We start from the raw sequence: 23782 nt of genomic DNA, 5'->3' as shown, positions 1-23782 counted from the left end.
ACCGCGTCGCGCGACCAATATTGGTGTCGACCACTGGCGTGACCTGCGGGAGCACGTACGGCAGGGGTGGTCCTAGGGTGGGAGGGGTGGAACACCTCGATCAGCTCGCCGCCTCCCTGCGCGCCCTGCCGCCCTCCTGCGGCCCGGTGCGCCTGATCGCGGTCGACGGGCACGCGGGCTCGGGCAAGAGCACCTTCGCCGCCCGGCTGGCGGCGGCGCTCGGCGGCGCGCCCGTACTGCACCTGGACGATCTGGCCACCCACGAGGAGCTCTTCGCCTGGACGGGGCGGCTGCGCGAGCAGGTGACGGGGCCGCTCTCCCGGGGCGAGAGCGCGCGGTACGCGGCGTACGACTGGACGCTGCGCCGCTTCGGGCCCGCGCGGCCGCTGGGTCCCGCGCCCGTGGTGCTGGTCGAGGGGGTCGGGGCCGGGCGCGCCGCCGTACGTCCGGATCTCGCACAGCTGTTCTGGATGGATCTGGGCGCGCGGGAGTCGTGGGCGCGGGGGCGGCGCAGGGACGGGCCGGCGCAGGCGGAGTTCTGGGACGGCTGGACGGCGGCGGAGACACGCCATTTCGCCGCGGACCCTTCACGACCGTACGCGGATCTGCTGGTACGGCAGCGCCAGGAGGGCTACAAGTGGCGTCCAGGGCCTTCTGTGACAGCACGGCCGGACCATTTCGTCACGCTCCGCCATCGCCTGCCCCCACCCTCGGAAACGGCCTGAAAACCGCCCCCGCAAGTGCCTCAACTCCGCTTGACCCAGGGGGCGTACAGGTCTTACGTTCTCAATGTGCGGCTTTTCGAAGCCGTCGCAGACGCGAAGCCCCCGGTTGTTCCCCCGTGACCGGGGGCTTCGTTCTGCTCCCACCGCCCCTCCGGGGGCGCCGGGTGACGCGGTTCGATTACCCTCGGTAACCACCGCCCCCCCGGCCTGCGCCACCCTTAGGCCCGGGCCCCCCGCACAGGTACGATGCCCTTCGGTGCGGTCAAATCCCGTTCGCGACAAAGCGGTTCTTGAGACCTGCCGCCGGGCTCAGGCCCGGCGGCACATCACGGGGGGCACGGTTCGTGGGGGACGTGACGGAATTCGGCACACGGGGCGTGAACGCCCCGGCCGACCTCGCCTGGCTGCGTGGTGTCGACGCGTACACGGTGGGCGCGTACCCGCAGGCCGAAGAGGAGTTCAGGGCCGCCGTACGGATGGATCCCGGCATGGCCGACGGCTGGCTCGGGCTCCATGCGCTGCGCATCGACACCACCACCGCCCTGCTGCGCATGTACCGCCACCGCGAGCGCTTCGGCGAGCAGCGCGCCCGCCACCGGCGGACCCTCAACTCGTGGTACTGGCTGGGCTGGTGGGTCCAGCCCGTCCTGGAGAAACCGCGCGACCTGCTGCTCGCGCACGCCTCCCACTGGCTAGACGGCCGCCATGTGCCCGAGCTCGACCGGGCGCTGGCCGGGCTGCCGCCGGTGGACGCCGATCCGCAGGTGCGCTTCCTGCACGCCTGCCGGGCGTACCTGGTCAAGGACTGGGAGCAGCTCGTACGCCACACCGATCCGCTCGTCGACGATCCGCTGCTCGGCATCGAGACGGGGCTCTTCGGCGGCATGGCGCGGGTGCGCCTGGAGATGTACGGGCAGGCAGAGCCCATGCTGTCGGCCGCGCTGATGCGCTGCCGCAGCGAGCAGCCGCAGCGCAAGGAGCTGCGCTACTGGCTGGCCCGCGCGCACGAGGGCACCGGGCGCAGCGCGGCCGCGCTGCCGCTCTACCGGGCCGTGCACCGGGTGGATCCGGCCTTCATGGACACCTCGGCGCGGCTCGCGGCGATCGCCGAGGGGGACGGGTACGAGGACTCCGTCGGCTTCGCCTCCGTGTCGCTGACCGGGATCGGCCAGGACGCGGCGGGCGACTCGGAGAGCCTGCTCGGGCCGGAGGTCCTGGAGGGGCGCGATCCGCGGCCCGGTGACGGGGGCCAGCCGCCGCCCGGCGGCGCGGTGCCGGGCGGCGGGGACAGCGGCGTACGGGAGAAGGCGGGTGTGGTGCCGAGGCCGGCGCCCAAGGTCTTTCCGGCCGGCCCCCCGGATGCCGCGCTGCTCGCCGAGGCTCTGACCGAGCTGGAGCGCATGGTCGGCCTCGAACCGGTGAAGCGTCAGGTCAAAGCGTTGTCAGCGCAGCTGAACATGGCCAGACTGCGGGCCGGGCAGGGGCTTCCCGCCCAGCCGCCGAAGCGCCACTTCGTCTTCTCCGGCCCCTCCGGCACCGGCAAGACCACGGTCGCGCGGATCCTGGGGCGGGTCTTCTACGCGCTCGGGCTGCTCGGCGGCGACCATCTGGTGGAGGCTCAACGTGCCGACCTGGTGGGCGAGTTCCTCGGCCAGACCGCCGTCAAGGCGAACGAGCTGATCGACTCCGCGATCGGCGGGGTGCTCTTCGTCGACGAGGCGTACTCCCTCTCCAACTCCGGTTACAGCAAGGGCGACGCGTACGGCGACGAAGCCCTCCAGGTGCTGCTGAAGCGCGCCGAGGACAACCGTGACCACCTCGTCGTGATCCTGGCGGGCTACCCGGAGGGCATGGACCGCCTGCTCGCCGTCAATCCCGGGCTCTCCTCCCGCTTCACGACCCGGGTGGACTTCCCCAGCTACCGGCCGCCGGAGCTGGCGTCCATCGGTGAGGTGCTGGCCGCCGAGAACGGCGACGCGTGGGACGAGGAGGCGCTGGAGGAGCTGCGCAGCATCAGCGGGCACGTCGTCGACCAGGGGTGGATCGACGAGCTGGGCAACGGCCGCTTCCTGCGCACGCTGTACGAGAAGAGCTGTGCGTACCGCGACCTCCGGCTGTCCGGTTACGCCGCCGCCCCCACCCGCGACGACCTGGCGACGCTGCGGCTGCCGGACCTGATGCAGGCGTACGGCGAGGTCCTGTCGGGGCGCGGCCCGGCGGACCGGGGGCGGCAGGAACCGCCCGCGCCCTGAAACGCGCGCGGACGGTCCGCCCCTCACCCCACCAGGGCCGCAGGTTCGTCCGCCGCCGCCGTGCCCCGGGCCAGCTGGGAGACCACCACCCGGTGGGCCGGGTCGCGCACCTCGCCGACCAGCATCTCCAGTACGTCCTCCAGCGCGACCAGCCCGAGCACCCGCCCCGCCCCGTCCGCGACCTGCGCCAGATGCGTCGCGGCGCGGCGCATCACGGTCAGGGCGTCGTCCAGGGGGAGTTCGGCGCCGAGCGTCGCCATCGGGCGCCAGACCTGCTGCGGCACGGCCCGCTCCCGCTCCTCCAGGTCGAGTACGTCCTTGACGTGCACGTACCCCATGAAGGCCCCGCCGTCGGCGCACACCGGGAAACGCGAGTAGCCGGTCCGCACCGTCAGCTCCTCGATCTCGCGCGACGTGACCGAGGGGTCGACGGTGACCAGGGACGCCCGGTCGAGCAGGACGTCGGTGACCCGGAGGCTGCCCAGTTCCAGCGCGTCCTCCAGGCGCTCCTGCTCCCCCGGCTCCAGCAGCCCCGCCTGGCCCGAGTCCTCGACGAGCCGGTTGAGCTGCTCGCTGGTGAACACCGCCTCGACCTCGTCCCTGGCCTCGACCCCGAACAGCCGCAGCACCAGCCGCGCGCACGCGCCGAGCCCCGCGGTCACCGGACGGCACAGCCGTGCGAAACCGACCAGGCCGGGGCTCAGCCACAGCGCGGTCTTCTCGGGCGCCGCCATGGCGAGGTTCTTGGGGACCATCTCGCCGACGACCAGGTGCAGGAAGACCACCACGGCGAGCGCGATCACGTATCCCAGCGGATGGATCATCCCTTCGGGCAGGTGGACGGCGTGGAAGACCGGCTCCAGCAGGTGCGCGAGGGTCGGCTCCGCGACCGCGCCGAGCGTCAGCGAGCAGACGGTGATCCCGAACTGCGCCGCCGCCATCATCTGCGGCAGGTTCTCCAGCCCGTGCATCACCCGCCGGGCGCGCGCCGAGCCGCCGGCCGCGAGCGGTTCGATCTGGCTGCGGCGTACGGAGACGAGCGCGAACTCGGCGCCGACGAAGAAGCCGTTCGCCAACACCAGGAGCAGGGCGAACAGCAGTTGGACAGCGGTCATCGCACGGCCTCCGGGACCTGCTCGGCAGCGGCAGAGGCAGCAGCAGCCGTACGGACGAAGCGCACCCGCTCGGCGCGGTAGCGGCCCACCCGGCGCACGGAGAGCCGCCAGCCGGGCAGTTCGGCGCGGTCGCCGGGCGCCGGAATGCGCCCCAGCAGGTCCGCGACCAGACCGGCCACGGTCTCGTACGGTCCCTCGGGCACTTCGAGTCCTATGCGCCGCAGGGTGAGCACCCGGCAGCTGCCGTCCGCCTCCCAGGCCGGGCAGCCGTCCTCGGCGGGCGCCGCGGCCAGTTCCGGCCGCTCGGTGCCCTCGTCGTCGTGTTCGTCCCGGACCTCTCCGACGAGCTCCTCGACGATGTCCTCCAGGGTGACGACCCCGGCCGTACCGCCGTACTCGTCGACGACGACGGCGATCGGCTGCCCGCTGCGCAGCCGTTCCAGGAGCTGCTGCACGGGGAGGGTCTCCGGGACCATCAGCGGCGGTACGGCGACCTTGGCCACCGGGGTCCGCCGCCTTTCGTGCACGGGCACGGCGAGCGCGTCCTTCAGGTGGACCATGCCCACCACCTCGTCGATGCGCTCCCGGTAGACGGGGAAGCGCGAGAGGCCGGTGGCACGGGTGAGGTTGAGTACGTCCGCGGCGGTCGCGGAGGACTGAAGGGCGCTGACCTTCACGCGCGGCGTCATGACGTGCTGCGCGGTGAGTCCGCCGAGCGAGAGGGTCCGTACGAACAGATCGGCGGTGCCCTGTTCGAGGGCGCCGGCCCGCGCCGAGTGGCGGGCGAGCGAGACGAGCTCGCCCGGGGTGCGGGCGGACGCGAGCTCGTCGGTGGGCTCGACGCCCAGCGCGCGCACGAGGCGGTTGGCGACCGCGTTCAGGAGGGCGATCACGGGCCGGAAGACGGTCGAGAACAGGTGCTGCGGTCCGGCGACGAACCGGGCGACCTGCAACGGCCTGGAGACCGCCCAGTTCTTCGGGACGAGCTCGCCGATCACCATCTGCACGGCGGAGGCGAGCAGCATGCCGACCACGACGGCGACGCCGGGGACGACCCCTTCGGGCAGGCCGGCCGCGGTGAAGGGGCCGGACAGGAGCTGGGCCAGCGCGGGCTGGGCCAGCATGCCGACCACCAGGGAGGTGAGGGTGATGCCGAGCTGGGTGCCCGAGAGCTGGAAGGACAGCTCGCGCAGCGCCGCGACGACGGTACGGGCGCGCCGGTCGCCTTCGGCGGCGGCCCGTTCGGCGTCCTGTTTCTCGACGGTGACCAGGCCGAATTCGGCGGCCACGAAGAAGCCGTTGGCGAGGATCAGGAAGAATGCTGCGGCGAGCAGCAGGAGGGGGATGGTCATGCCGTCGCCTCGGAGGAAGGGGCGACGCGGATACTGCCGGACGATCCGTCCATTGCTGGAGGGAGTCACTCCTCGGGTCGCAGGTGCCCCGCGGGCCGGTGGAGGCCCTGACGTGCGGAGCGGGGCGCACTCGGCGCCGCCTTCCACAGAGTAAACGGGACCGGGCCGGGGCGGGCAGGGGCTCAGCCGGTGTGCGGGCCCGTGCCGCGGGATTCCACCAGGGCGCGCAGCGCGCGGGCGTCGCGGATGGCCTGCTGCTTGGCGACACCGGGCTGGATGCCGAGGGCGGGCAGGCTGGTGCCGTCGCTGAGGTCGAGGAAGACCCAGGCGTCACCGGGGCGCAGGTTGACCCGCAGGATCTCGGCCCACTCCAGCCGGCGCCTGGTGGTCAGGTTGATCACCGTGACACCGGCCTCGTCGGCGACGATCTTGGGGCGGCTCAGCAGCAGCAGGACGCCGAAGAGCAGCAGTGCGGTGAAGATGAAGGCGGCCCGCTCCCCGCCGCCGAGCGTGTCGAGGAGCAGGGCGACAGCGGTGATGACGGCGAACATCGCCGCCCCGACGGTCAGGAGGACGGCCCGGGTGCGGGTCGGCCGGAAGGTGACCGGCAGGGCGGGGAGCTCGGGCTGTGACACGGCGGTCGTGTTCCTTCGGAAGGCGCGGAGGGGCGCGGAGTGCGGGAGCGGGTCAGAGACGGCAGGCGTGGATGGCCGTGGTGAGGATGGCGCGGGCGCCGAGCTCGTACAGGTCGTCCATGACGCGCTGGGACTCCTTGGCCGGGACCATCGAACGGACCGCGACCCAGCCCTCGTTGTGCAGCGGCGAGATGGTCGGCGACTCCAGGCCCGGGGTGAGGGCGACGGCCGCTTCGAGGTGCTCGGCGCGGCAGTCGTAGTCCATCATCACGTAGCTGCGGGCGACCAGGACGCCCTGGAGGCGGCGCAGGAACTGCGACACCTTCGGGTCGACGGCCTCGTCGGCGGAGACGCCGGTACGGCGGATGACGACCGCTTCGGACTTCATGATCGGCTCGCCGATCACTTCGAGGCCCGCGTTGCGCAGGCTGGTGCCGGTCTCGACGACGTCGGCGATGACCTGCGCGACGCCCAGCTCGATGGCCGTCTCCACGGCGCCGTCCAGGTGCACGACGGCGGCGTCGATGCCCTCCTCGGCGAGGTGCTGGGCGACGATGCCCTCGTAGGAGGTGGCCACCGTCATGCCGCCGAAGTCCTTGACGCTCGTCGCGGTGCCGGGCTTGGTGGCGTAACGGAAGGTGGAGCGGGCGAAGCCGAGCTGGAGGATCTCCTCGGCTTCGGCGCCGGAGTCCAGGAGCAGGTCGCGCCCGGTGATGCCGATGTCGAGGCGGCCCGAGCTCACGTAGATCGCGATGTCGCGGGGGCGCAGGTAGAAGAACTCGACCTCGTTCCCGGGGTCGACGAGGCGGAGCTCTTTCGACTCCTTGCGCTGCTGGTAACCGGCCTCATGGAGCATCTCCGACGCAGGTCCGGAGAGGGAGCCCTTGTTGGGGATGGCGATGCGCAGCATGAGGTCTGGTTCCTTCTGTGCGGTGGGAGTCGTACGTGGGTACGGAAGTGAGGGGGCGGAGCTCAGAGGTGGGCGTAGACGTCGTCGAGCGAGATCCCGCGGGCGACCATCATCACCTGGACGTGGTACAGCAGCTGCGAGATCTCCTCGGCGGCGGCTTCCTTGCCCTCGTACTCGGCGGCCATCCAGACCTCGGCGGCCTCCTCGACGACCTTCTTGCCGATGGCATGCACGCCCTTGCCCACCAGCTCGGCGGTGCGGGAGGTGGAGGGGTCGCCGGTGGCGGCCTTGAGCTGGAGCTCGGTGAAGAGCTCTTCGAAGCTCTTGGGGGGTTTGTTCGCCATGATGGTCCTAAGAGTACGGGGTGGCCTGCGGACACTCAGCGCCAGGGTTCGGCGACCGTGCGCAGTGTGGTCGCGGTGGCGACGGCGGCGGTGACCGCCTCGTGGCCCTTGTCCTCGGTGGAGCCTTCGATTCCGGCCCGGTCCAGCGCCTGCTCCTCGGTGTCGCAGGTCAGTACGCCGAAGCCGACGGGGACACCGGTGTCGACGGAGACCTGGGTCAGGCCGTTGGTGACGCCCTGGCACACGTACTCGAAGTGCGGTGTTCCGCCACGGATGACGACGCCCAGCGCGACGATCGCGTCGTAACCGCGGCCGGCGAGGACCTTCGCGACGACGGGGAGCTCGAAGCTGCCGGGGACCCGCAGGAGGGTCGGCTCGTCGATGCCCAGCTCGTGGAGGGCGCGCAGGGCGCCGTCCACGAGGCCGTCCATGACCTTCTCGTGCCACTGGGCCGCGATCACCGCCACCCGGAGGTCGCCGCAGTTCTTGACACTCAGTTCGGGTGCGCCCTTGCCGCTCACTCGTCTCTCCTTCTTGACTGACGTGGTTACTGGTTGCCGCAGGTGGAGGCGGAGGCGCCGTCCAGCCACGGGAGGTCGTGTCCCATCCGGTCCCGCTTGGTCCGCAGGTAGCGGAGGTTGTGCTCGCCCGCCTTGACGGGCATCGGCTCGCGTTCGAGGACGGTCAGGCCGTGCCGTACGAGCGCGTCGGTCTTCTCGGGGTTGTTCGTCATCAGCCTCAGGCTGTGCACGCCGAGGTCTTCGAGGATCTGCGCGCCGGCCGCGTAGTCGCGGGCATCGGCGGGCAGGCCCAGTTCCAGGTTGGCGTCGAGGGTGTCGCGGCCGAGCTCCTGGAGTTCGTACGCGCGCAGCTTGGACAGCAGCCCGATGCCGCGTCCCTCGTGGCCGCGCAGGTAGACGACGACGCCGCGGCCGGCGTCCGTGATGCGCTGCATGGACGCTTCCAGCTGGGGGCCGCAGTCGCAGCGCTGCGAGTGGAAGATGTCGCCGGTCAGGCACTCGGAGTGGATCCGCACCAGGACGTCGTCGCCGTCGCCGATCTCGCCGTGGACGAGCGCGACGTGCTCGACGCCGTCGACGGTCGAGCGGTAGCCGTACGCCGTGAACTCCCCGAAGGACGTGGGGAGCTGGACGGTGGCCTCGCGGCGGACCTTGGGGTCCGAGGTGCGGCGGTAGGCGATCAGGTCCTCGATGGAGATGATCGTCAGTCCGTGCTTGCGGGCGAACGGGACCAGCTCGGGCAGCCGCAGCATCACACCGTCCTCGCCGGCGATCTCGACGATCGCGCCGGCCGGACGCAGGCCCGCGAGCCGGGCGAGATCCACGGCGGCCTCGGTGTGGCCGTTGCGGGCGAGTACGCCGCCGGGCTTGGCGCGCAGCGGGAAGATGTGGCCGGGGCGGACGAAGTCGCCGGCGGTGGAGCGGCCGCTCGCCAGGAGGCGCAGGGTCGCGGCACGGTCGGCGGCCGAGATTCCGGTGGTGACGCCGTGCGCGGCGGAGGCGTCGACGGAGACGGTGAAGGCCGTGCTCATCGACTCGGTGTTGTTCTCGACCATCTGCGGGAGTTCGAGGCGCTCCAGCTCGTCGCCCTCCATGGGCGCGCAGATCAGGCCGCGGCACTCGCTCATCATGAAGGCGACGATCTCGGGGGTCGCCATCTCGGCGGCGATGACGAGGTCGCCCTCGTTCTCGCGGTTCTCGTCGTCGACGACGACCACGGGGCGGCCGGCCGCGATGTCGCGGACGGCCTGCTCGACGGGGTCGAGGGCCAGGTCCCCGGCGTTGCCGGTGCCGTACCAAGTGGACAGGGCGGTGGCGGGTGACGGGTGGGCGCTCATGCTGCTGCTCCTTCCATGGCGGGCCGCACGCTCGTGCGCGAGCGCTGCCACCAGTCGTAGGCACCCCAGAGGACGAGGGCGAGGTAGACGACGTACACGAGGCCGGAGAAGGCCAGCCCGCTGCTGAAGGCGAGCGGTACGCCCACCAGGTCGACCAGCAGCCAGGCGAACCAGAACTCGACCAGGCCGCGGGCCTGGGCGACCATCGCGACGAGCGTGCCGACGAAGATGTACGCGTCGGCCCAGGGGCTCCAGGACAGCGACGGGTACAGGGTGAAGAGGCCGCCGACGGCCAGCGTGCCGACGACCGCGCCGCCGAGCAGCAGCGCGCGCTCGCGCCAGGTGGCGAAGCGGACGGCGATCGAGCCGTCCTGGGCCTGCTGCCTGCCGCGCTGCCACTGGCGCCAGCCCCACAGGGCGACGCCGATGACGAGCAGCTGCTTGCCGACGCCGCCGCTGAGGTGCGCGGAGGAGTACGCGGCGACGAGGACGACGCCGGAGAGGAACTGGGCGGGCCAGGTCCATATGGAGCGGCGCCAGCCGAGCGCGAGGGCGATCAGGCCGATGGTGTTGCCGATCATGTCGGACCACATGATGTGCTGGTCGAAGGCGGTGAAGGCCTCGCTGTTGAGCCAGGACACGGCGCTCACTTCACGGTCTCCTTCTGGCCGGGCCGGCCCGCGCCGAGCAGCCGCTCGACGTACTTGGCGAGTACGTCGACCTCCAGGTTGACCTGGTCCCCGGCCTGCTTGATGCCGAGGGTGGTGAGGGCGAGGGTGGTGGGGATGAGGCTGATGGTGAAGTAGTCGTCCCCGGCCTCGACGACGGTGAGGCTGACGCCGTCGACGGTGATGGAGCCCTTCTCGACGACGTACCGTGCGAGGTCCGCGGGGAGCGAGACCCTGACGATCTCCCAGTGCTCGGAGGGCTCGCGGCCGGTGATCGTGCCGGTGCCGTCCACGTGCCCCTGGACGAGGTGGCCGCCGAGGCGGCCGCCGAGCGCCATGGGGCGCTCCAGGTTGACGCGGGAGCCGACGGCGAGGGCGCCGAGGCTGGAGCGGGTCAGCGTCTCGGCCATCACGTCGGCGGTGAACTCACCGTCCCCGCAGTCCACGACGGTGAGGCAGACCCCGTTGACGGCGATGGAGTCGCCGTGCTTGGCGTCCTCGGTGACGAGCGGCCCGCGCAGGCGGAAACGGGAGGCGTCACCGAGGTTCTCGACGGCAGTGACCTCACCCAGCTCTTCGACGATTCCGGTGAACACTCAGTGCTCCTTCGATGCGGGGACGGCGGGGACGGCGGGAGTGGCGGGTACGGCGGTGATGCGCAGATCGGGGCCGATGCGGGCGGTCTCGGTCACGTCGAGTCGCAGCGCTTCGGCGATGGTGGTGATCCCGGCGTCGGCGAGGGCCGCGGGGCCCGCGCCGAGCAGGACGGGGGCGAGGTAGCCGGTGACCGTGTCGACCGCGCCGGCCGCGACGAAGGCGCCGGCGAGCGTCGGACCGCCTTCGAGGAGTACGGAGCGCACGCCGCGGGCGTGCAGGGCGGCGAGCAGCGCGTGGATGTCGAGGCCGGTGGCGGCGCGCGGCAGCCGTACGACCTCCGCTTCCGTTCCGGCCAGATGCGCGGCGTCGGCGTCCCGGGCGACCGCGATCAGTGTGGGCGCGGCGTCGTCGAGGACGCGGGCGCCGGGCCTGACGGCGGTGGCGTCGGTGTCGACGACCACGCGCAGGGGCTGGGTGACGCCCTCGGCGCCCGCCGCGCCGCGTACGGCGAGGTGCGGGTCGTCGGCGCGCACCGTGCCGGAGCCGACGATCACGGCGTCCGCCTCGGCGCGCAGCCGGTGGACGTCGGCGCGGGACTCGGGCGAGCTGATCCAGCGGCTGGTGGAGTCGGCTGCCGCGATACGGCCGTCGAGCGTCGCGGCGTACTTCCACCGGACGTGGGGGCGGCCGAGGCGTACGGAGGTCAGCCAGGCGGCGTTGCCCGCCTCCGCCTCGTCCGCGAGCAGGCCCCGCTCGACCTGGACGCCGGCCGCGCGCAGGGTGTCGGCGCCGCCGGTGGCCTGCGGGTTCGGGTCGGCGACGGCGTACACGACACGGGTGACCCCGGCGGCGATCAGGGCCTGGGCGCAGGGGCCGGTGCGACCGGTGTGGTTGCAGGGTTCGAGGGTGACGTACGCCGTACCGCCGCGCGCCCGCTCCCCCGCTTCCCGCAGGGCGTGCACCTCGGCGTGCGGGCCGCCGGCGCGCCGGTGGAATCCGGCGCCCGCCGGCTGTCCGCCGGCGTCGAGGACGACGCACCCGACGACCGGGTTGGGGCTGGTGGAACCGAGTCCGCGGGCGGCCAGCGCGACGGCCCGGCGCATGGCGTTCGCGTCGGTCGTGGCTGCTTCGGCTGCGGTGGCCACCGGGTCTCCTGCCTCTTCGGGCACGGACTCCGGGGCTGTCGATGACGACAGGGAGCGGGAACGCCGATGGGTGCGCACAGGACGCCGTAGCCGGAAAAGAGGGGTCGCCCCGGGAAGGACGAGCCGAGCACCGCCGACAGCGGCGTACCCATGGCCTGTGACGGCCCGCCGCGCACTGCCTCCCATCCGGACTTTCACCGTCGGTACAGGAATTTCACCTGTTCAACCGGTCACTGGAGGTGACCGGGTCGCGGACTGTAACCGCCGGTTCGGAATTACACCGACCCCGGAGTGCGCTGCTGCTGGTACACGGTCAGTGTGCCATGCCCGGCCTGACGCCATGCACACGATCTCTTGTGGCCCGGCTCACAGGAGATTGGTCCGTACCTATTGACGGTCTGGTCTAGTCCTCTTAACGTCTGCGCCACAAGACGATCACCCATCGTTCGTTGCGCCAGGCCGACCCTCCCCAGGAGGAACCGATCGTGCTGTCCCCCACCCGAGCGAGAACCTCCCTGCTCGCCGCCGGCGCCGCCGTCGCCGGGCTCCTGCTCAGTTCGCTCACCGCAGGCGTCTCGCACGCCGCCGACAACGAGTCCTGCCGTCCGGACGGGCTGTACAGGACCCCGGGCGTCGACGTCCCGTACTGCTCGGTCTACGACACCGAGGGCCGCGAGAAGATGGGCGCCGACCACCAGCGCCGCGTCATCGGCTACTTCACCGGCTGGCGTACGGGCAAGAACGGCGAACCCGCCTACCTCGCCTCCGACATCCCCTGGGACAAGGTCACCCACCTCAACTACGCCTTCGCGCACATCGGGAGCGACCACAGGATCTCGGTCGGCTCCGACAGCGAGAAGAACGCCGCGACCGGGATGACCTGGCCGGGCGTGGCCGGTGCGGAGATGGACCCGGCGTACGGCTACAAGGGTCACTTCAACCTGCTGAACAAATTCAAGAAGAAGCACCCCGACGTCAAGACGCTCGTCTCGGTGGGCGGTTGGGCCGAGACCGGTGGCTACTTCGCCGACAGCGGCGACCGGGTGAACTCCGGCGGCTTCTACTCGATGGCGACCCACGCGGACGGGTCGGTCAACCAGGCGGGCATCGACACGTTCGCCGACTCGACGGTCGCGTTCATCAAGAAATACGGCTTCAACGGCGTCGACATCGACTACGAGTACCCGACGACGATGAAGGACGCGGGCAATCCGCTGGACTTCTCGTTCTCGAACGCGCGCCGCGCCGGGCTGGTCAAGGGCTACGCCGCGCTGATGAAGTCGCTGCGCGAGAAGCTCGACCGGGCGGGCGCCGCCGACGGCAAGCACTACCTGCTGACCGTGGCCGCGCCTTCGTCGGGCTACCTGCTGCGCGGGATGGAGACGTTCCAGGTCCAGAAGTACCTGGATTACGTCAACATCATGTCGTACGACCTGCACGGCGCCTGGAACGAGTACGTCGGTCCCAACGCCTCGCTCTTCGACGACGGCAAGGACGCCGAACTGGCGGCCGCGGGCGTGTACTCCACCGCGCAGTACGGCGGCGTCGGCTATCTGAACACCGACTGGGCGTACCACTACTTCCGCGGCTCGATGCCGGCCGGCCGCATCAACATCGGTCTGCCCTACTACACCCGCGGGCACAAGAACGTCCAGGGCGGTACGGACGGGCTGTGGGGCAGGGCGCCCGCCACGAACTGTCCGGCCGGCGCGGGGCTGACCAAGTGCGGCGACGGCGCGGTCGGCATCGACAACCTGTGGCACGACAAGGACACGGCGGGCAAGGAGTCCCCGGCCGGTTCCAACCCGATGTGGCACGCGAAGAACCTGGAGAAGGGCGTCGTCGGGGACTACGTCACCCGGTACGGCTTCCCCGCCGACACCAAGCTGACGGGCACGTACGTCCGCAAGTACGACTCGACGCTCGTCGCGCCCTGGCTGTGGAACGCGCAGAAGAAGGTCTTCCTGTCGACGGAGGACGAGCAGTCGGTCAGGGCGAAGGCCGACTACGTGGTCGACAAGGGCATCGGCGGCACGATGGTCTGGGAGCTCGCGGGCGACTACGACTGGAACGCGACCAAGGGCCAGTACGAGATCGGTGACTCGCTGACGACGGCGATGTACGAGAAGTTCAAGTCGGCCTCGCCGTACGGCGCGAAGCGGTCCACGATCGACCTGCCGGCGAAGGCGCTCGACATCGGCGTGGACTTCGGGCAGTTCCCGCTCGGGGACTCGAACTATCCCATCAGCCCCAAGCTGAAGATCACGAACAACTCGAGGACGGCGCTGCCCGGCGGTACGGAGTTCCAGTTCGACTACGCGACCTCCGCGCCGGCCAACGCCAAGGACCAGTCCGGCTTCAACACGAAGATCGTGCGCAGCGACCACACCGCCGCCAACAACATCGGCGGCCTCAAGGGCGACTACAACCGCGTCTCGCTGAAGCTGCCGGCCTGGCAGACGCTGGCGCCGGGCGCCTCGGTCGAGCTGGACTTCGTCTACTACCTGCCGACGTCGACCCCGTCGAACTGGACGGTGACCTTCGGCGGCCGGTCCTACGCCCTGGCAGGGGACCTGGCACGCGGTACGACGGTGGTGGACCCGGGGACGGATCCCGGGCCGGGGCCGGGCCCCAGCCCGACGCCCAGCCCGGGCGGGCCGTGCGCCGCGCCCACGTGGAGCGCTTCGTCGGAGTACGGCAGCGGTACGACCGTGTCCCACAAGTCGCACCAGTGGAAGTCCAAGTGGTGGACCAAGGGCGAAGAGCCGGGTACCACCGGTGAGTGGGGAGTCTGGCAGGACCTCGGCGCCTGCTGAACCTGCTGAGCTCCGGCTGAACGCCCGGCGGCGGAGACCGGCCCTTCCCGCCGCCGGGTCCCCTCCCGGCCTCCGTGTTCGCGCCCCGGTCAGCCCCGGGGCGCGAACACGTCGTCCTGGACCGCGTCCCTCGCCGCGAGCAGCGCGCCCCGGAGCACCGCGCCGTCGCCCAGTTCCCCGGACCGCACTTCCGTGCGCAGCGGCGACATCGCGGCCAGCCGGCCGGCCACGCGCTCGGCGAGGGCCGCGCCCCCGGCGTGGCCGGTCTCGCCGCCCAGGAGGACACAGCCCGGGTCGAGGACCGCGGAGACGGCGGCCGCCCCGACGGCCAGGTGCCCGGCGAGGGCGTCGAGGAACGCCTCGCCGCGAGGGCCCGCGGCCAGGGCCGCCCGTACGCCGGCCGCGGCGGAAGCGGCCCCGGCCGTCCCGAGGCCGTGCCGCGCGGCGAGCGCGCCGATCGCGGCGCCGCCGGCCAGGGAGTGGAACCCGCCGCCGCAGTCCGTCGCCGACGGCAGGCCCACGGTGCCGGGCACCGGCAGGAAACCGACCTCGCCCGCGCCGCCGGAGACCCCGCGGCGGATCCTGCCGTCGAGCATGAGCGCCGCGCCCACGCCGCGGCCCAGCCAGAGCAGCACGAAGGTGTCGCGGTCGCGGGCCGCGCCGAGCCGGTGTTCCGCGACGGCGGCGAGGTTGGTCTCGTTCTCCACCAGCACCGTGGCGGGCAGGCGCTCCTGGAGGGCGGTCACCAGTCGGCGGTGCCAGGCGGGAAGGCCCGTGGTGGCGCGGAGTTCGCCGGTGGCCGGGTCGATCAGGCCCGGCGCGCCGATCCCGACGCTGTGCAGCCGCCGCACCCCCGCCTCGCGGGCGGTGCGTTCCAGCAGCGCCACCGCCTGTTCGACGGCGGGTTCCGTGCCGGTGACGTCGGCGTCGATCGGCAGGGTCGCCTCGGCGAGAGTGGCGCCGAGCAGGTCGGCGACGACGACGGAGAGGCCCTCGGTGCGCACGTCGAGCGCGGCCAGGTGCGCGCGGTCCGCGATGATCCCGTACAGCCTGGCATTGGGGCCCCGGCGCTGGGCACCCGCCTCCCCCACCACGGTGATCAGGCCCGCGCCCTGGAGCCGTTCGACCAGGTCGGCGACGGAGGGGCGGGAGAGCCCGGTCAGCGTTTTGAGCTGTGCCGCCGTCAACGGGCCCTCGTCCTGGAGCAGCTTGAGGGCGAACCGGTCGTTGATGGCCCGGGCGGTACTCGGTGATGCGGGCATGCCGGGGATCCTCTCAGATCTATTTATCAGGCAGGCTCCCTGATAGTTTACTTCGGCACGTTGGACGCGAGGGACGCACCGGGGAGGGCACCACGGATGCCGGACGACATGGTCTTCAGTCAGGAGCGGTTGAAGCGGGCGCGGTACGCCGTGGCCGCCGTCTTCTGTGTGCACGGCGCGGTCACCGGCAGTTTCGCCACCCGCATCCCCTGGATCGTGGACCACACCGGCGTCAGCGCGGGACAGCTGGGCCTCGCGCTGGCCTTCCCGGCGATCGGCGCCTCGGTGGCGATGCCGCTGGCCGGCGCGATCAGCCACCGGTTCGGAGCGCGCGGCGCGCTGCGTGGCCTGCTCGTGCTGTGGACGCTCTCGCTGACGCTGCCCGCGCTGGCACCGAACCTGCTCGCGCTGTGCGCCGCGCTCTTCGCGTACGGCGCGACGGCGGGCATGTCGGACGTGGCGATGAACGCCCTCGGGGTCGAGATCGAGAACCGGCTCGACAAGTCGATCATGTCGGGGCTGCACGGCATGTGGAGCGCGGGCGCGCTGATCGGCTCGGCCGCGGGAACGCTCGCCGCGCACCTCGGCAGTGACGCGAGGCTGCACCACGCGCTCGCCGCCGCCGTGCTGACCGCCCTCGGCCTCGTCGCCTGCCAGGGGGTGCTCGACCTGCGCAGCGCACCGGACGAGGAGGCTCCGCCGCGCTTCGCGCTGCCGCCGAGGTCGGCGCTGGTGATCGGCGCGGTCGGATTCTGCGCGGTCTTCGCCGAGGGCGCGAGCCTGGACTGGTCGGCGGTCTACCTGCGGGACGTGCTGGACACCTCACCGGGCCTGGCGGCCGCGTCGACGACCGCGTTCGCGCTGACGATGGCGGTGGCGCGGCTGGCCGGGGACCGGGTGGTCGACCGCTTCGGCCCGGTACGTACGGTCCGGGTGGGCGGCGTCGCGGCGACGGCCGGTGGCGCACTGGTCGTCGCGGCGCCCCACCCGGCGCTCGCGATGGCCGGGTTCGGGCTGTTGGGCCTGGGCGTCGCGGTGGTCGTACCGCTGGCCTTCGCCGCGGCGGGACGCAGCGGGCCGAATCCGAGTCAGGCCATCGCGGGCGTCGCGACCATCACGTACACGTCGGGGCTGATCGCCCCGTCGGCGATCGGCGCGGTCGCCGACGCGACGTCGCTGGTGGTCTCCTTCGGGGTGGTCACAGTGCTGGCGTTCGGCCTGGTGGTGGGGGCGGGGGTACTGCGCGGCGCGGGCCGCGTCCCGGCGGGCACCCGAAGCGATGCCGCCGCCCCGGCCACCACCGTCACGAAGGACTAGGCGGTACGTGTCGCACGGGGCCCCTTTTACCCTACCGGGGCCCCTTCCCTCACTGGGCCCCCTCACCGGGGCTCCTCGCTCACTGGTCACCGGAGTTCCTCTCCGGACGCCGGGCCTCGGGCCCCGGACCTCAAACGCCGGTCGGGCTGGAGGGGTGCCGCTCCGTAGGGCGAGTGCAGGTTGTTTTCGGCCTTAGCATGGCTTGGTCCATTTCTGACCGAATCTGTCTGTACAGGAGCCACGATGAAGCTCGGGGTGCGCTGGACCCTGCACGGCGACGGGCGGACCCCCGCTCCCGGAGCCGTCGTACGCCCCGACGAGCGCCTGTCGTGGCCCCGTACGGCCGGGCTCGGCGCCCAGCACGTGGTGGCCATGTTCGGGGCGTCGTTCGTCGCTCCGGTCCTCATGGGCCTGGACCCCAACCTGGCCATCATGATGTCCGGTGTCGCGACGGTCGTCTTCCTGCTGGCCACCCGCGGCAGGGTGCCCAGCTACCTCGGCTGCTCGCTCTCCTTCGTCGGGGTGGCCGCCGCCATCCGCGCCTCCGGCGGCGACAGCGCCACCGTCACCGGCGCGGTCCTGGTCGTCGGCCTGGCGCTCTTCCTCGCCGGCCTCGCCGTGCAGAGGTTCGGCGCCCGCATCATCCACGCGGCGATGCCTCCGGTCGTCACCGGCGCCGTCGTCATGCTGATCGGCTTCAACCTGGCCCCGGTCACGGCGTCGACGTACTGGCCGCAGGACCAGTGGACGGCCCTGCTGGTGATGGTCTTCACCGGACTGGCCGTGGTCTGCCTGCGCGGCTTCTTCTCCCGCGTCGCGATCTTCCTCGGCCTGCTCTTCGGGTACGGGATCTCCTGGCTCTTCGACCGGCTCTTCGGCAAGATCCACTCGCCCGCGGGCGGCACCGAGGCGGTGGACCACTGGCGGCTCGACCTCTCCGCGGTCGGCCAGGCCGACTGGATCGGCCTCCCCTCCTTCCACGCGCCGAGCTTCGAGTGGTCGGCGATCCTCGTCGCGCTGCCCGTCGTCATCGCGCTGATCGCCGAGAACGCCGGGCACGTCAAGGCCGTCGGCGAGATGACCGGCGACTCCCTCGACGACAAGCTCGGCACCGCCATCGCGGCCGACGGCGCCGCGTCCATGCTGTCCACCGCCGTGGGCGGGCCGCCCAACACGACGTACTCCGAGAACATCGGGGTCATGGCGGCCACCCGCGTCTACTCGACCGCCGCCTACTGGGCCGCCGCCGGTTTCGCGCTGCTCTTCGGCCTCTGCCCCAAGTTCGGCGCGGTCGTGGCGGCCATCCCCGGCGGTGTCCTCGGCGGCATCACCGTCATCCTGTACGGCATGATCGGCCTGCTCGGGGCGCAGATCTGGACCAATGCCCGGGTGGACCTGCGCAATCCGCTGAACCTGGTGCCGGCCGCGGCGGGCATCATCATCGGCGTCGGCGGTGTCAGCCTGAAGATCACCGACAACTTCGAACTGAGCGGCATCGCGCTCGGCACGATCGTCGTCATCACCGGCTACCACGTCCTGCGCGCCCTGGCCCCCGCCCACCTGAAGGAGCAGGAACCGCTGCTGGACGCGGGCACGTCGACGTACGACACGGAGACCGGAAGAACCGGTCCGTCCGGCCACTGAGGACGGGGCCGAGAGCCGGGGGCCGGGGTCCGTTCCAGGCCGTACGCCGTTTCGTCGACAGCCGCAGGGCGGGGAAGCCGGGCGGCGGGCCCTCAGGAGGTCCTCCTCCTCGAAAGCCGCGCTCGGGGGAAATCACGGCACCCAGCGACTGCGCACCGGGCCAGTGGTCCTGTCGGTCGCCCCGTGCCAGCCGACAGGCGCAGTCCGGGGCGACGATCGTCCCCGCCCCCCTGTACTCCCCCGCACGGCCGATCCTCCGGCACCCGCGGGCGGTCCGTTCCCCCGTTCTGGGGAAGACCCGGCCGACGGCGCCCGGCGAAAAGCCCAGGGCTGGGACGCTGCCCGTATGGCGAAGATCGAGCACTTCCCAGCTCAGGCGGACCGCACCCGTACCTCGGTCGACACGGTCGTGGCGCGGATGCGTTCCTTCCGCTGCGAGTGGCCGCCGTCGGACGGTCTCGCGGTCTTCAACCGGGTCTATCTGGCGGTCACCGAGGAGATCGACCGGCGCATCGACACCGGCCTGTTCCCCGACGCCCGCACCGCCGCCACCCTCGACGTCGTCTTCGCCGAGCGCTACCTGACGGCCGTCGACGCCTCGGCGGCGGGACGGCGTGCGCCCGCCTGCTGGCGGCCGCTGCTGCAGTACCGGCGCCACCCGGGCGTACGGCCGCTGCAGTTCGCGCTCGCGGGGATCAACGCGCACATCGGACACGATCTGGCGCTGGCCGTGGTCGACACCTGCCATGCGCTCGGCTGCCGGCCGGCCGACCTGGAGGGGGACTTCGACCGGGTGGGCGACACGCTCGCGGCGCTGGAGGAGCGTATCCGCGAGGAGCTGATGCCGGGCCCCGACCTGCTGGAAATCACCGATCCCCTGACGCACCTGCTCGGCTCGTGGAGCCTGGAACGGGCCCGCGACGCCGCCTGGTCGGGCGCCCGGCTGCTGTGGGGCCTGCGGGGACTGCCGGACCTGGCGGAGGACTTCAGGGAACGGCTGGACGCGGGGGTGGGGCTGGTCGGGCGGATGCTGCTGACGCCGCTGCCCGACTGCGACTGACTCCCCGTCCTCTGCCCCCGGCCCCCACTTCCCCATGAGACGCGTCACCGGGGGCTGCCCGGTTGATGACCGTCCGGTTGGTGGCCGCCGGTTGATGACCGCCCGGGGCCGACCGGATCACGGCCGGCCCCGGGGGCACGTTCTCGGTCACCGGACCCGGCGGCCCGGCCCGGTCCCCCGGCTCAGTCCTCCGGCAGCTCGACCGGGGCGATCTCGTCGTAGACGTCGCCGGGCCCCGGGTTCGCCGGGTCGGTCGTACCACCGAAGTGGTGCATGACGCCCCACACCGCGTTCAGCGCGGTCTGCACGGCGCCCTCGGCCCACCCGGCCGTCCAGGAGATGTCGTCGCCCGCGAGGAAGATGCCGCGCTTGTCCTCGGGGAGGCGGTCCTGCATGAAGTGGGTGAACAGACGGCGCTGGTAGCGGTAGTGGCCCGGCAGGTTCGCCTTGAAGGCGCCCATGAAGTACGGCTCGTTCTCCCACGACACCGTCACCGGGTTGCCGATGATGTGACGGCGGATGTCGACCTTCGGGTAGATCTCGCCGAGGGACTTCAGCATGACCTCCATCCGCTCGTGGGCGGTCAGCGGCAGCCACTTGAGGCTGTCGTCGCACCAGGTGTACGAGAGGCAGATGGTGGCCGGCTTGTCCGGCCCGTCGTCCAGCAGGTACGTACCGCGCGTCATCCGGTCGGTGAGCGTCATCGACATGACGTCACGGCCGGTCTCCTCGTCCTTGTCCAGCCAGAACGGCCGGTCGACGGGCACGAACAGCTTGGACGACTCCATGTAGTGGGTGCGCTCCATCGCCGTCCAGTGGTCGATGGGGAACAGCGAGTCGTCACAGGTGATCTTGGAGAGCAGCATCCAGGACTGCGCGGTGAAGATCGCCGCCTGGTACGTCCGGATGTCCCCGGAGGCGTCGGTGACGGTGATCCGGTTGCCGGCCGTACGGTGCAGGCGCGTCACGGCGGGCTTCGGCTCGCCCTCGTGGAGCGACTTCAGCGACGTACCGAGCGGCCAGTGCACGAGCTTGGCCGGCTCGCGCTCCCACAGCCGGACGGGGAGCTGCTGGCTGCCGCCGACGATGCCGCGGTGGTGGTCGTCCGCCTCGGTGTAGACGACGCGCAGGATCTCCAGGATGGAGTTCGGGAAGTCGGTGTCCCAGCCCCCCGTACCGAAACCGACCTGGCCGAAGATCTCGCGGTGGCGGAAGGACTTGAACGCCTCGGAGTCGCAGAGGAAGCCGTAGAAGGTCTGGTTGTCGAGCTTCTCGACGAGCTCGGCCCAGATCTCACGGATGCGCGGTACGTCGCGCTCCCGCATGGCCTGGTTCATGTCGGAGAAGTCGGCGCCCTCTTCGAGGCAGGCGTTCCAGGCGTTCATGACGTCGCGGTAGACCTGCGGCAGGTCGTCGACGGTCACGGCGTAGTGCGACTCGCCCTTGAGGTCGACGACGGTCGACGGGGTCTCGGGCGCCAGCGGGTTCGGGAACGCCTTGGTCTCCAGTCCCACCAGGTCGATGTAGTGCTGGAGCGCCGTGGAGGACGGCGGGAAGCGCATCGCGCCCATCTCGGCGGTCAGCGACTCGTCGCAGCCCTCGAAGCCGACGGTGCGCAGCCGGCCGCCGATCTGGTCGGCCTCGTAGACGACGGGCTTGAGGCCCATCTTCATCAGCTCGTACGCGGCGATGACGCCGGACAGGCCGCCGCCGATGACCGCGACCTCGGTGCCGTGCTCGGTCGCCGGTATCTGGCCGAGGCCCGCCGGGTGCGCGAGGAAGTCGTCGTACGCGTAGGGGAAGTCCGGACCGAACATGGTGATCGGCGGCTGCGCGTCGGTGTGCTGGACGGCGTTGGGCACCGTGGACGTCATGGGGTACGGACTCCTTGCGAAAAGCGGGAAAGAAGGCGGCGGGGCGGAGCGGGAGCGTCAGGCCAGGGACGCGTACAGACCGGGCCGGCGGTCGCGCAGGTACGGGTTGTTCTCGCGCGAGGCCCGCAGGAAGTCGGGGTCGGCGTCGCCGAACACCAGCTCCTCGCCGCGGCCGGCGCGGGCGCGGGAGGCGCCGTCGGGGCCGGCCAGGCAGCTGAGCCCGACGAACTCGAACTCGCCCTCGGGACCGGTCCGGTTCACGTAGGCCACGTACATCTGGTTCTCGAAGGCCCGCACGGGGACGACGGACTCCGCGACGAACTGGAACGGGTGCATCTGGGCGGTCGGCACCAGCAGCAGGTCGGTGCCCGCGAGCGCGTGGGCCCGGACGTTCTCCGGGAATTCCACGTCGTAACAGATCATGAGGCCGATGCGCAGGCCGCCGAGCTCCGCCTGGACGACCGTGTCGTCGCCGGGGGTGAACCACTCCTGCTCGAAGCAGCCGAAGAGGTGGGTCTTGCGGTAGTTCGCGAGGCGGGCGCCGTCGGGGCCGATCAGCTGGGCGGAGTTGTAGACGTGCTCGCCGTCGCGCTCCGGGTAGCCGTAGTGGACGGCGAGGCCGTGGCGCACGGCGATGTCGGCGACGGCGTCGGCCGACTCCCCGTCGGCGGGCTCGGCCAGCCGGTGCACGTCCGCGCCGATGGCGTAGCCGGTCAGGAACATCTCCGGGCAGACCAGCAGTCCGGCGCCGGCCGCTGCCGCACGGCCCGCGGCCTCGTCGAGGACCTTGAGGTTCGCTTCGACGGAGCCGGGACGGCCGGAGCTCTGGAGCAGTGCGGTGCGGAGCGGCGGCATGGCAGACCTCGGGCAGATGGGGGACGCGCGGGAGACGTTAAGACGGTACGGGCCGCGCTCGTCCCCGGACAAGGCGCGACCGTTGCGGACCGACCGTCGATCCGTTGCGCAATCACGGCGCACGGCGGCGATTCGTTGCGTGCCTGCCGGTGGGACTGGGGTCGTACGGTCCGTCCACCCCGGGGCGGACCGTACGGGCCGGGCTCCCGCCGCCCGGCGGACGGCGGCGCGTGCTCCGGCACGATGTGCGCGGGGCGGGCCGGCGGAAGAGTGCGGGACGTCCGGACAACAGCCGGACCACCCGGCCGAGGAGCTGTCATGAACCGTTCGATCCGCCGCCTGCGAAGATCGCCGCGTTCGGCGCCGCACCGCTGGTCACCGCCGGGGCCGCCGGCACCGCTCTCGCCTCCGGGGACGAGGTCGCGCGTGGCGAGGAGCGCGAGGCGGCGGCGCCGGCGGGCGCGGCGAAGCCCCACCGGCCGGCCGGGGACGACATCACGTTCACCTTCCACGCGCGTTCGGCGGCGGAGGACACCATGGGGCCGGAGAAGGCGTACGGCACCTTCCGCTTCGAGCACGTCTTCCCGGACGGCGCCTCGGGCCGGGCCCGGGGAAAGGTCGACTGTCTCGTGACGGGCGGCAAGGCCGCCGCGGTCACCGGCGTCATCACCGGCACCGACCGGCCGGACAAGGGCGAGCGGGTCGGGATCCCGGTCCACGACCGGGGGAGGACCGACCGTCCGGGCCACAGCTGGATCGGCCGTGACGCGGAGAAGCAGGAACCGCCCATGTGCGTGAGTTCCGCCCCGTTCGAGAAGACACGGGCGGGTTCGGGCGGCTTCAAGCCGCTGCCCTGGCAGCCGCGGTACGAGCAGGCCCCCGCGAAGGGCTAGGCGGGAGAGCCCGAAGAGAAGCGCCTGAGCAGCGGGGACAGCACGAGCACCGACTTGGTGCGCTCCACGAACGGCTCCCCCGCGATCCGCTCCAGCACCCGCTCGAAGTGGCGCATGTCGGAGGCGAAGATCTGGACGACGGCGTCCGCGTCGCCGGTGACGGTCGACGCGGACACCACCTCCGGGTAGCGCGACAGGCCACGACGGATGTCCTCGGGGGACGTGTTGTGGCGGCAGTACATCTCGATGAAGCCTTCGGTCTCCCAGCCGAGGGCGGCCGGGTCCACCCGTACGGTGAACCCGGTGATCGCTCCCTCGGCGCGCAGCCGGTCCACCCGCCGTTTGACGGCGGGAGCGGAGAGACCGACCTCGGAGCCGATGTCCGCGTAACTGCGGCGGGCATCCTCGGCGAGGGCGTGCACGATGCGTTCGTCGAGATCGTTCAGTCGCACTACGGGTG

The 23782-nt window shown here is 71.9% G+C and carries 21 protein-coding genes and 1 riboswitch; of the genes, 7 read left to right on the top strand and 14 right to left on the bottom strand.

Annotated elements, in window-relative coordinates; genetic code table 11:
- The first annotated feature begins 86 nt into the window (after positions 1–86).
- Together ABD374_RS02555 and ABD374_RS02550 are read left to right on the top strand one after the other, a co-directional pair.
- Positions 87–725, top strand: coding sequence for a uridine kinase family protein (locus ABD374_RS02555; protein WP_344489886.1), 639 nt, complete (start codon positions 87–89; stop codon positions 723–725).
- 344 nt (positions 726–1069) lie between these two features.
- On the top strand, positions 1070–2977 hold the full coding sequence (locus ABD374_RS02550; protein WP_344489883.1) for an AAA family ATPase: 1908 nt from the start codon (positions 1070–1072) through the stop codon (positions 2975–2977).
- 23 nt (positions 2978–3000) lie between these two features.
- Here ABD374_RS02550 and ABD374_RS02545 read toward each other — a convergent pair whose 3' ends face one another.
- The 10 genes from ABD374_RS02545 to ribD all read right to left on the bottom strand — a co-directional run bounded on the left by ABD374_RS02545 (position 3001) and on the right by ribD (position 11559).
- Positions 3001–4092, bottom strand: a complete 1092-nt coding sequence (locus ABD374_RS02545; RefSeq protein WP_344489880.1) for a hemolysin family protein — start codon at positions 4090–4092, stop codon at positions 3001–3003.
- The gene (locus tag ABD374_RS02540; protein ID WP_344489877.1) at positions 4089–5444 is read right to left on the bottom strand and encodes a hemolysin family protein; all 1356 of its coding nucleotides are present in this window, start codon (positions 5442–5444) and stop codon (positions 4089–4091) included. The genes ABD374_RS02545 and ABD374_RS02540 overlap by 4 nt, the downstream gene beginning before the upstream one ends.
- Before the next feature lie 182 nt (positions 5445–5626).
- On the bottom strand, positions 5627–6079 hold the full coding sequence (locus ABD374_RS02535) for a PH domain-containing protein (protein ID WP_344489874.1): 453 nt from the start codon (positions 6077–6079) through the stop codon (positions 5627–5629).
- A 52-nt stretch (positions 6080–6131) separates the two neighbouring features.
- Positions 6132–6989 (bottom strand): ATP phosphoribosyltransferase, encoded by an 858-nt coding sequence (gene hisG / locus ABD374_RS02530; protein ID WP_344489871.1) that lies wholly within the window; start codon positions 6987–6989, stop codon positions 6132–6134.
- A 62-nt stretch (positions 6990–7051) separates the two neighbouring features.
- The gene (locus ABD374_RS02525; RefSeq protein ID WP_093801904.1) at positions 7052–7333 is read right to left on the bottom strand and encodes a phosphoribosyl-ATP diphosphatase; all 282 of its coding nucleotides are present in this window, start codon (positions 7331–7333) and stop codon (positions 7052–7054) included.
- 35 nt (positions 7334–7368) lie between these two features.
- Positions 7369–7854 (bottom strand): 6,7-dimethyl-8-ribityllumazine synthase, encoded by a 486-nt coding sequence (gene ribH / locus ABD374_RS02520; RefSeq protein ID WP_093801903.1) that lies wholly within the window; start codon positions 7852–7854, stop codon positions 7369–7371.
- Positions 7855–7880: 26 nt separating this feature from the next.
- Positions 7881–9191: a bifunctional 3,4-dihydroxy-2-butanone-4-phosphate synthase/GTP cyclohydrolase II gene (locus ABD374_RS02515; protein ID WP_344489864.1), complete on the bottom strand. Its 1311-nt coding sequence runs from the start codon at positions 9189–9191 to the stop codon at positions 7881–7883.
- Positions 9188–9841, bottom strand: coding sequence for a nicotinamide mononucleotide transporter family protein (locus ABD374_RS02510; protein WP_344489862.1), 654 nt, complete (start codon positions 9839–9841; stop codon positions 9188–9190). Before ABD374_RS02510 ends, ABD374_RS02515 begins: the two co-directional genes overlap by 4 nt.
- Positions 9838–10455, bottom strand: coding sequence for a riboflavin synthase (locus ABD374_RS02505; RefSeq protein WP_344489859.1), 618 nt, complete (start codon positions 10453–10455; stop codon positions 9838–9840). The genes ABD374_RS02510 and ABD374_RS02505 overlap by 4 nt, the downstream gene beginning before the upstream one ends.
- Positions 10456–11559 (bottom strand): bifunctional diaminohydroxyphosphoribosylaminopyrimidine deaminase/5-amino-6-(5-phosphoribosylamino)uracil reductase RibD, encoded by a 1104-nt coding sequence (ribD, locus tag ABD374_RS02500; protein ID WP_425577115.1) that lies wholly within the window; start codon positions 11557–11559, stop codon positions 10456–10458. It lies immediately after the preceding gene.
- A 210-nt stretch (positions 11560–11769) separates the two neighbouring features.
- Positions 11770–11900: riboswitch (FMN riboswitch) on the bottom strand.
- A gap of 186 nt (positions 11901–12086) precedes the next feature.
- Between ribD and ABD374_RS02495 the strand changes: the two genes are divergently transcribed.
- Entirely contained in the window at positions 12087–14417 is a 2331-nt protein-coding gene (locus ABD374_RS02495; protein WP_344489853.1) for a chitinase C-terminal domain-containing protein, read from the top strand.
- An 89-nt stretch (positions 14418–14506) separates the two neighbouring features.
- Here ABD374_RS02495 and ABD374_RS02490 read toward each other — a convergent pair whose 3' ends face one another.
- Positions 14507–15679 carry an ROK family transcriptional regulator gene (locus tag ABD374_RS02490; RefSeq protein ID WP_344489850.1) on the bottom strand — a complete coding sequence of 391 codons (1173 nt, stop codon included), beginning with the start codon at positions 15677–15679 and terminating at the stop codon, positions 14507–14509.
- 96 nt (positions 15680–15775) lie between these two features.
- Between ABD374_RS02490 and ABD374_RS02485 the strand changes: the two genes are divergently transcribed.
- The 3 genes from ABD374_RS02485 to ABD374_RS02475 all read left to right on the top strand — a co-directional run bounded on the left by ABD374_RS02485 (position 15776) and on the right by ABD374_RS02475 (position 19700).
- The gene (locus ABD374_RS02485; RefSeq protein ID WP_344489847.1) at positions 15776–16996 is read left to right on the top strand and encodes an MFS transporter; all 1221 of its coding nucleotides are present in this window, start codon (positions 15776–15778) and stop codon (positions 16994–16996) included.
- A gap of 243 nt (positions 16997–17239) precedes the next feature.
- A complete protein-coding gene (locus tag ABD374_RS02480) occupies positions 17240–18640 on the top strand; it encodes a uracil-xanthine permease family protein (RefSeq protein ID WP_344489844.1) in 1401 nt (466 codons plus the stop codon).
- A gap of 346 nt (positions 18641–18986) precedes the next feature.
- On the top strand, positions 18987–19700 hold the full coding sequence (locus ABD374_RS02475; RefSeq protein ID WP_344489841.1) for a DUF5995 family protein: 714 nt from the start codon (positions 18987–18989) through the stop codon (positions 19698–19700).
- A 182-nt stretch (positions 19701–19882) separates the two neighbouring features.
- Here ABD374_RS02475 and ABD374_RS02470 read toward each other — a convergent pair whose 3' ends face one another.
- Together ABD374_RS02470 and ABD374_RS02465 are read right to left on the bottom strand one after the other, a co-directional pair.
- Positions 19883–21574 (bottom strand): flavin monoamine oxidase family protein, encoded by a 1692-nt coding sequence (locus ABD374_RS02470; protein WP_344489838.1) that lies wholly within the window; start codon positions 21572–21574, stop codon positions 19883–19885.
- A gap of 57 nt (positions 21575–21631) precedes the next feature.
- The gene (locus ABD374_RS02465; protein ID WP_344489835.1) at positions 21632–22429 is read right to left on the bottom strand and encodes a carbon-nitrogen hydrolase family protein; all 798 of its coding nucleotides are present in this window, start codon (positions 22427–22429) and stop codon (positions 21632–21634) included.
- A 230-nt stretch (positions 22430–22659) separates the two neighbouring features.
- On the opposite strand from ABD374_RS02465, the gene ABD374_RS02460 reads away from it, so the two are divergent.
- The gene (locus ABD374_RS02460) at positions 22660–23322 is read left to right on the top strand and encodes a Repetin (RefSeq protein ID WP_344489832.1); all 663 of its coding nucleotides are present in this window, start codon (positions 22660–22662) and stop codon (positions 23320–23322) included.
- On the opposite strand, the gene ABD374_RS02455 is transcribed toward ABD374_RS02460, so the two are convergent.
- Positions 23319–23774, bottom strand: a complete 456-nt coding sequence (locus ABD374_RS02455; RefSeq protein WP_069929730.1) for an Lrp/AsnC family transcriptional regulator — start codon at positions 23772–23774, stop codon at positions 23319–23321. The genes ABD374_RS02460 and ABD374_RS02455 overlap by 4 nt on opposite strands.
- Positions 23775–23782 lie beyond the last annotated feature (8 nt).

The organism is Streptomyces enissocaesilis, from assembly GCF_039533765.1.
In the GTDB taxonomy this organism is placed as follows: Bacteria; Actinomycetota; Actinomycetes; order Streptomycetales; family Streptomycetaceae; genus Streptomyces; species Streptomyces enissocaesilis.
Note: the sequence above shows the minus strand (reverse complement) of the source record. Positions and strands in the feature narration are given on the sequence as shown.

Bases quoted from the DNA above. Each gene is read 5' to 3' on its own strand.
- ABD374_RS02490 (WP_344489850.1), bottom strand. From the start codon at position 15,679: ATGCCCGCATCACCGAGTACCGCCCGGGCCATCAACGACCGGTTCGCC.
- ABD374_RS02540 (WP_344489877.1), bottom strand. From the start codon at position 5,444: ATGACCATCCCCCTCCTGCTGCTCGCCGCAGCATTCTTCCTGATCCTC.
- hisG (WP_344489871.1), bottom strand. From the start codon at position 6,989: ATGCTGCGCATCGCCATCCCCAACAAGGGCTCCCTCTCCGGACCTGCG.
- ABD374_RS02465 (WP_344489835.1), bottom strand. From the start codon at position 22,429: ATGCCGCCGCTCCGCACCGCACTGCTCCAGAGCTCCGGCCGTCCCGGC.
- ABD374_RS02525 (WP_093801904.1), bottom strand. From the start codon at position 7,333: ATGGCGAACAAACCCCCCAAGAGCTTCGAAGAGCTCTTCACCGAGCTC.
- ABD374_RS02515 (WP_344489864.1), bottom strand. From the start codon at position 9,191: ATGAGCGCCCACCCGTCACCCGCCACCGCCCTGTCCACTTGGTACGGC.
- ABD374_RS02470 (WP_344489838.1), bottom strand. From the start codon at position 21,574: ATGACGTCCACGGTGCCCAACGCCGTCCAGCACACCGACGCGCAGCCG.
- ABD374_RS02475 (WP_344489841.1), top strand. From the start codon at position 18,987: ATGGCGAAGATCGAGCACTTCCCAGCTCAGGCGGACCGCACCCGTACC.
- ribD (WP_425577115.1), bottom strand. From the start codon at position 11,559: ATGCGCCGGGCCGTCGCGCTGGCCGCCCGCGGACTCGGTTCCACCAGC.
- ABD374_RS02545 (WP_344489880.1), bottom strand. From the start codon at position 4,092: ATGACCGCTGTCCAACTGCTGTTCGCCCTGCTCCTGGTGTTGGCGAAC.
- ABD374_RS02485 (WP_344489847.1), top strand. From the start codon at position 15,776: ATGCCGGACGACATGGTCTTCAGTCAGGAGCGGTTGAAGCGGGCGCGG.
- ABD374_RS02480 (WP_344489844.1), top strand. From the start codon at position 17,240: ATGAAGCTCGGGGTGCGCTGGACCCTGCACGGCGACGGGCGGACCCCC.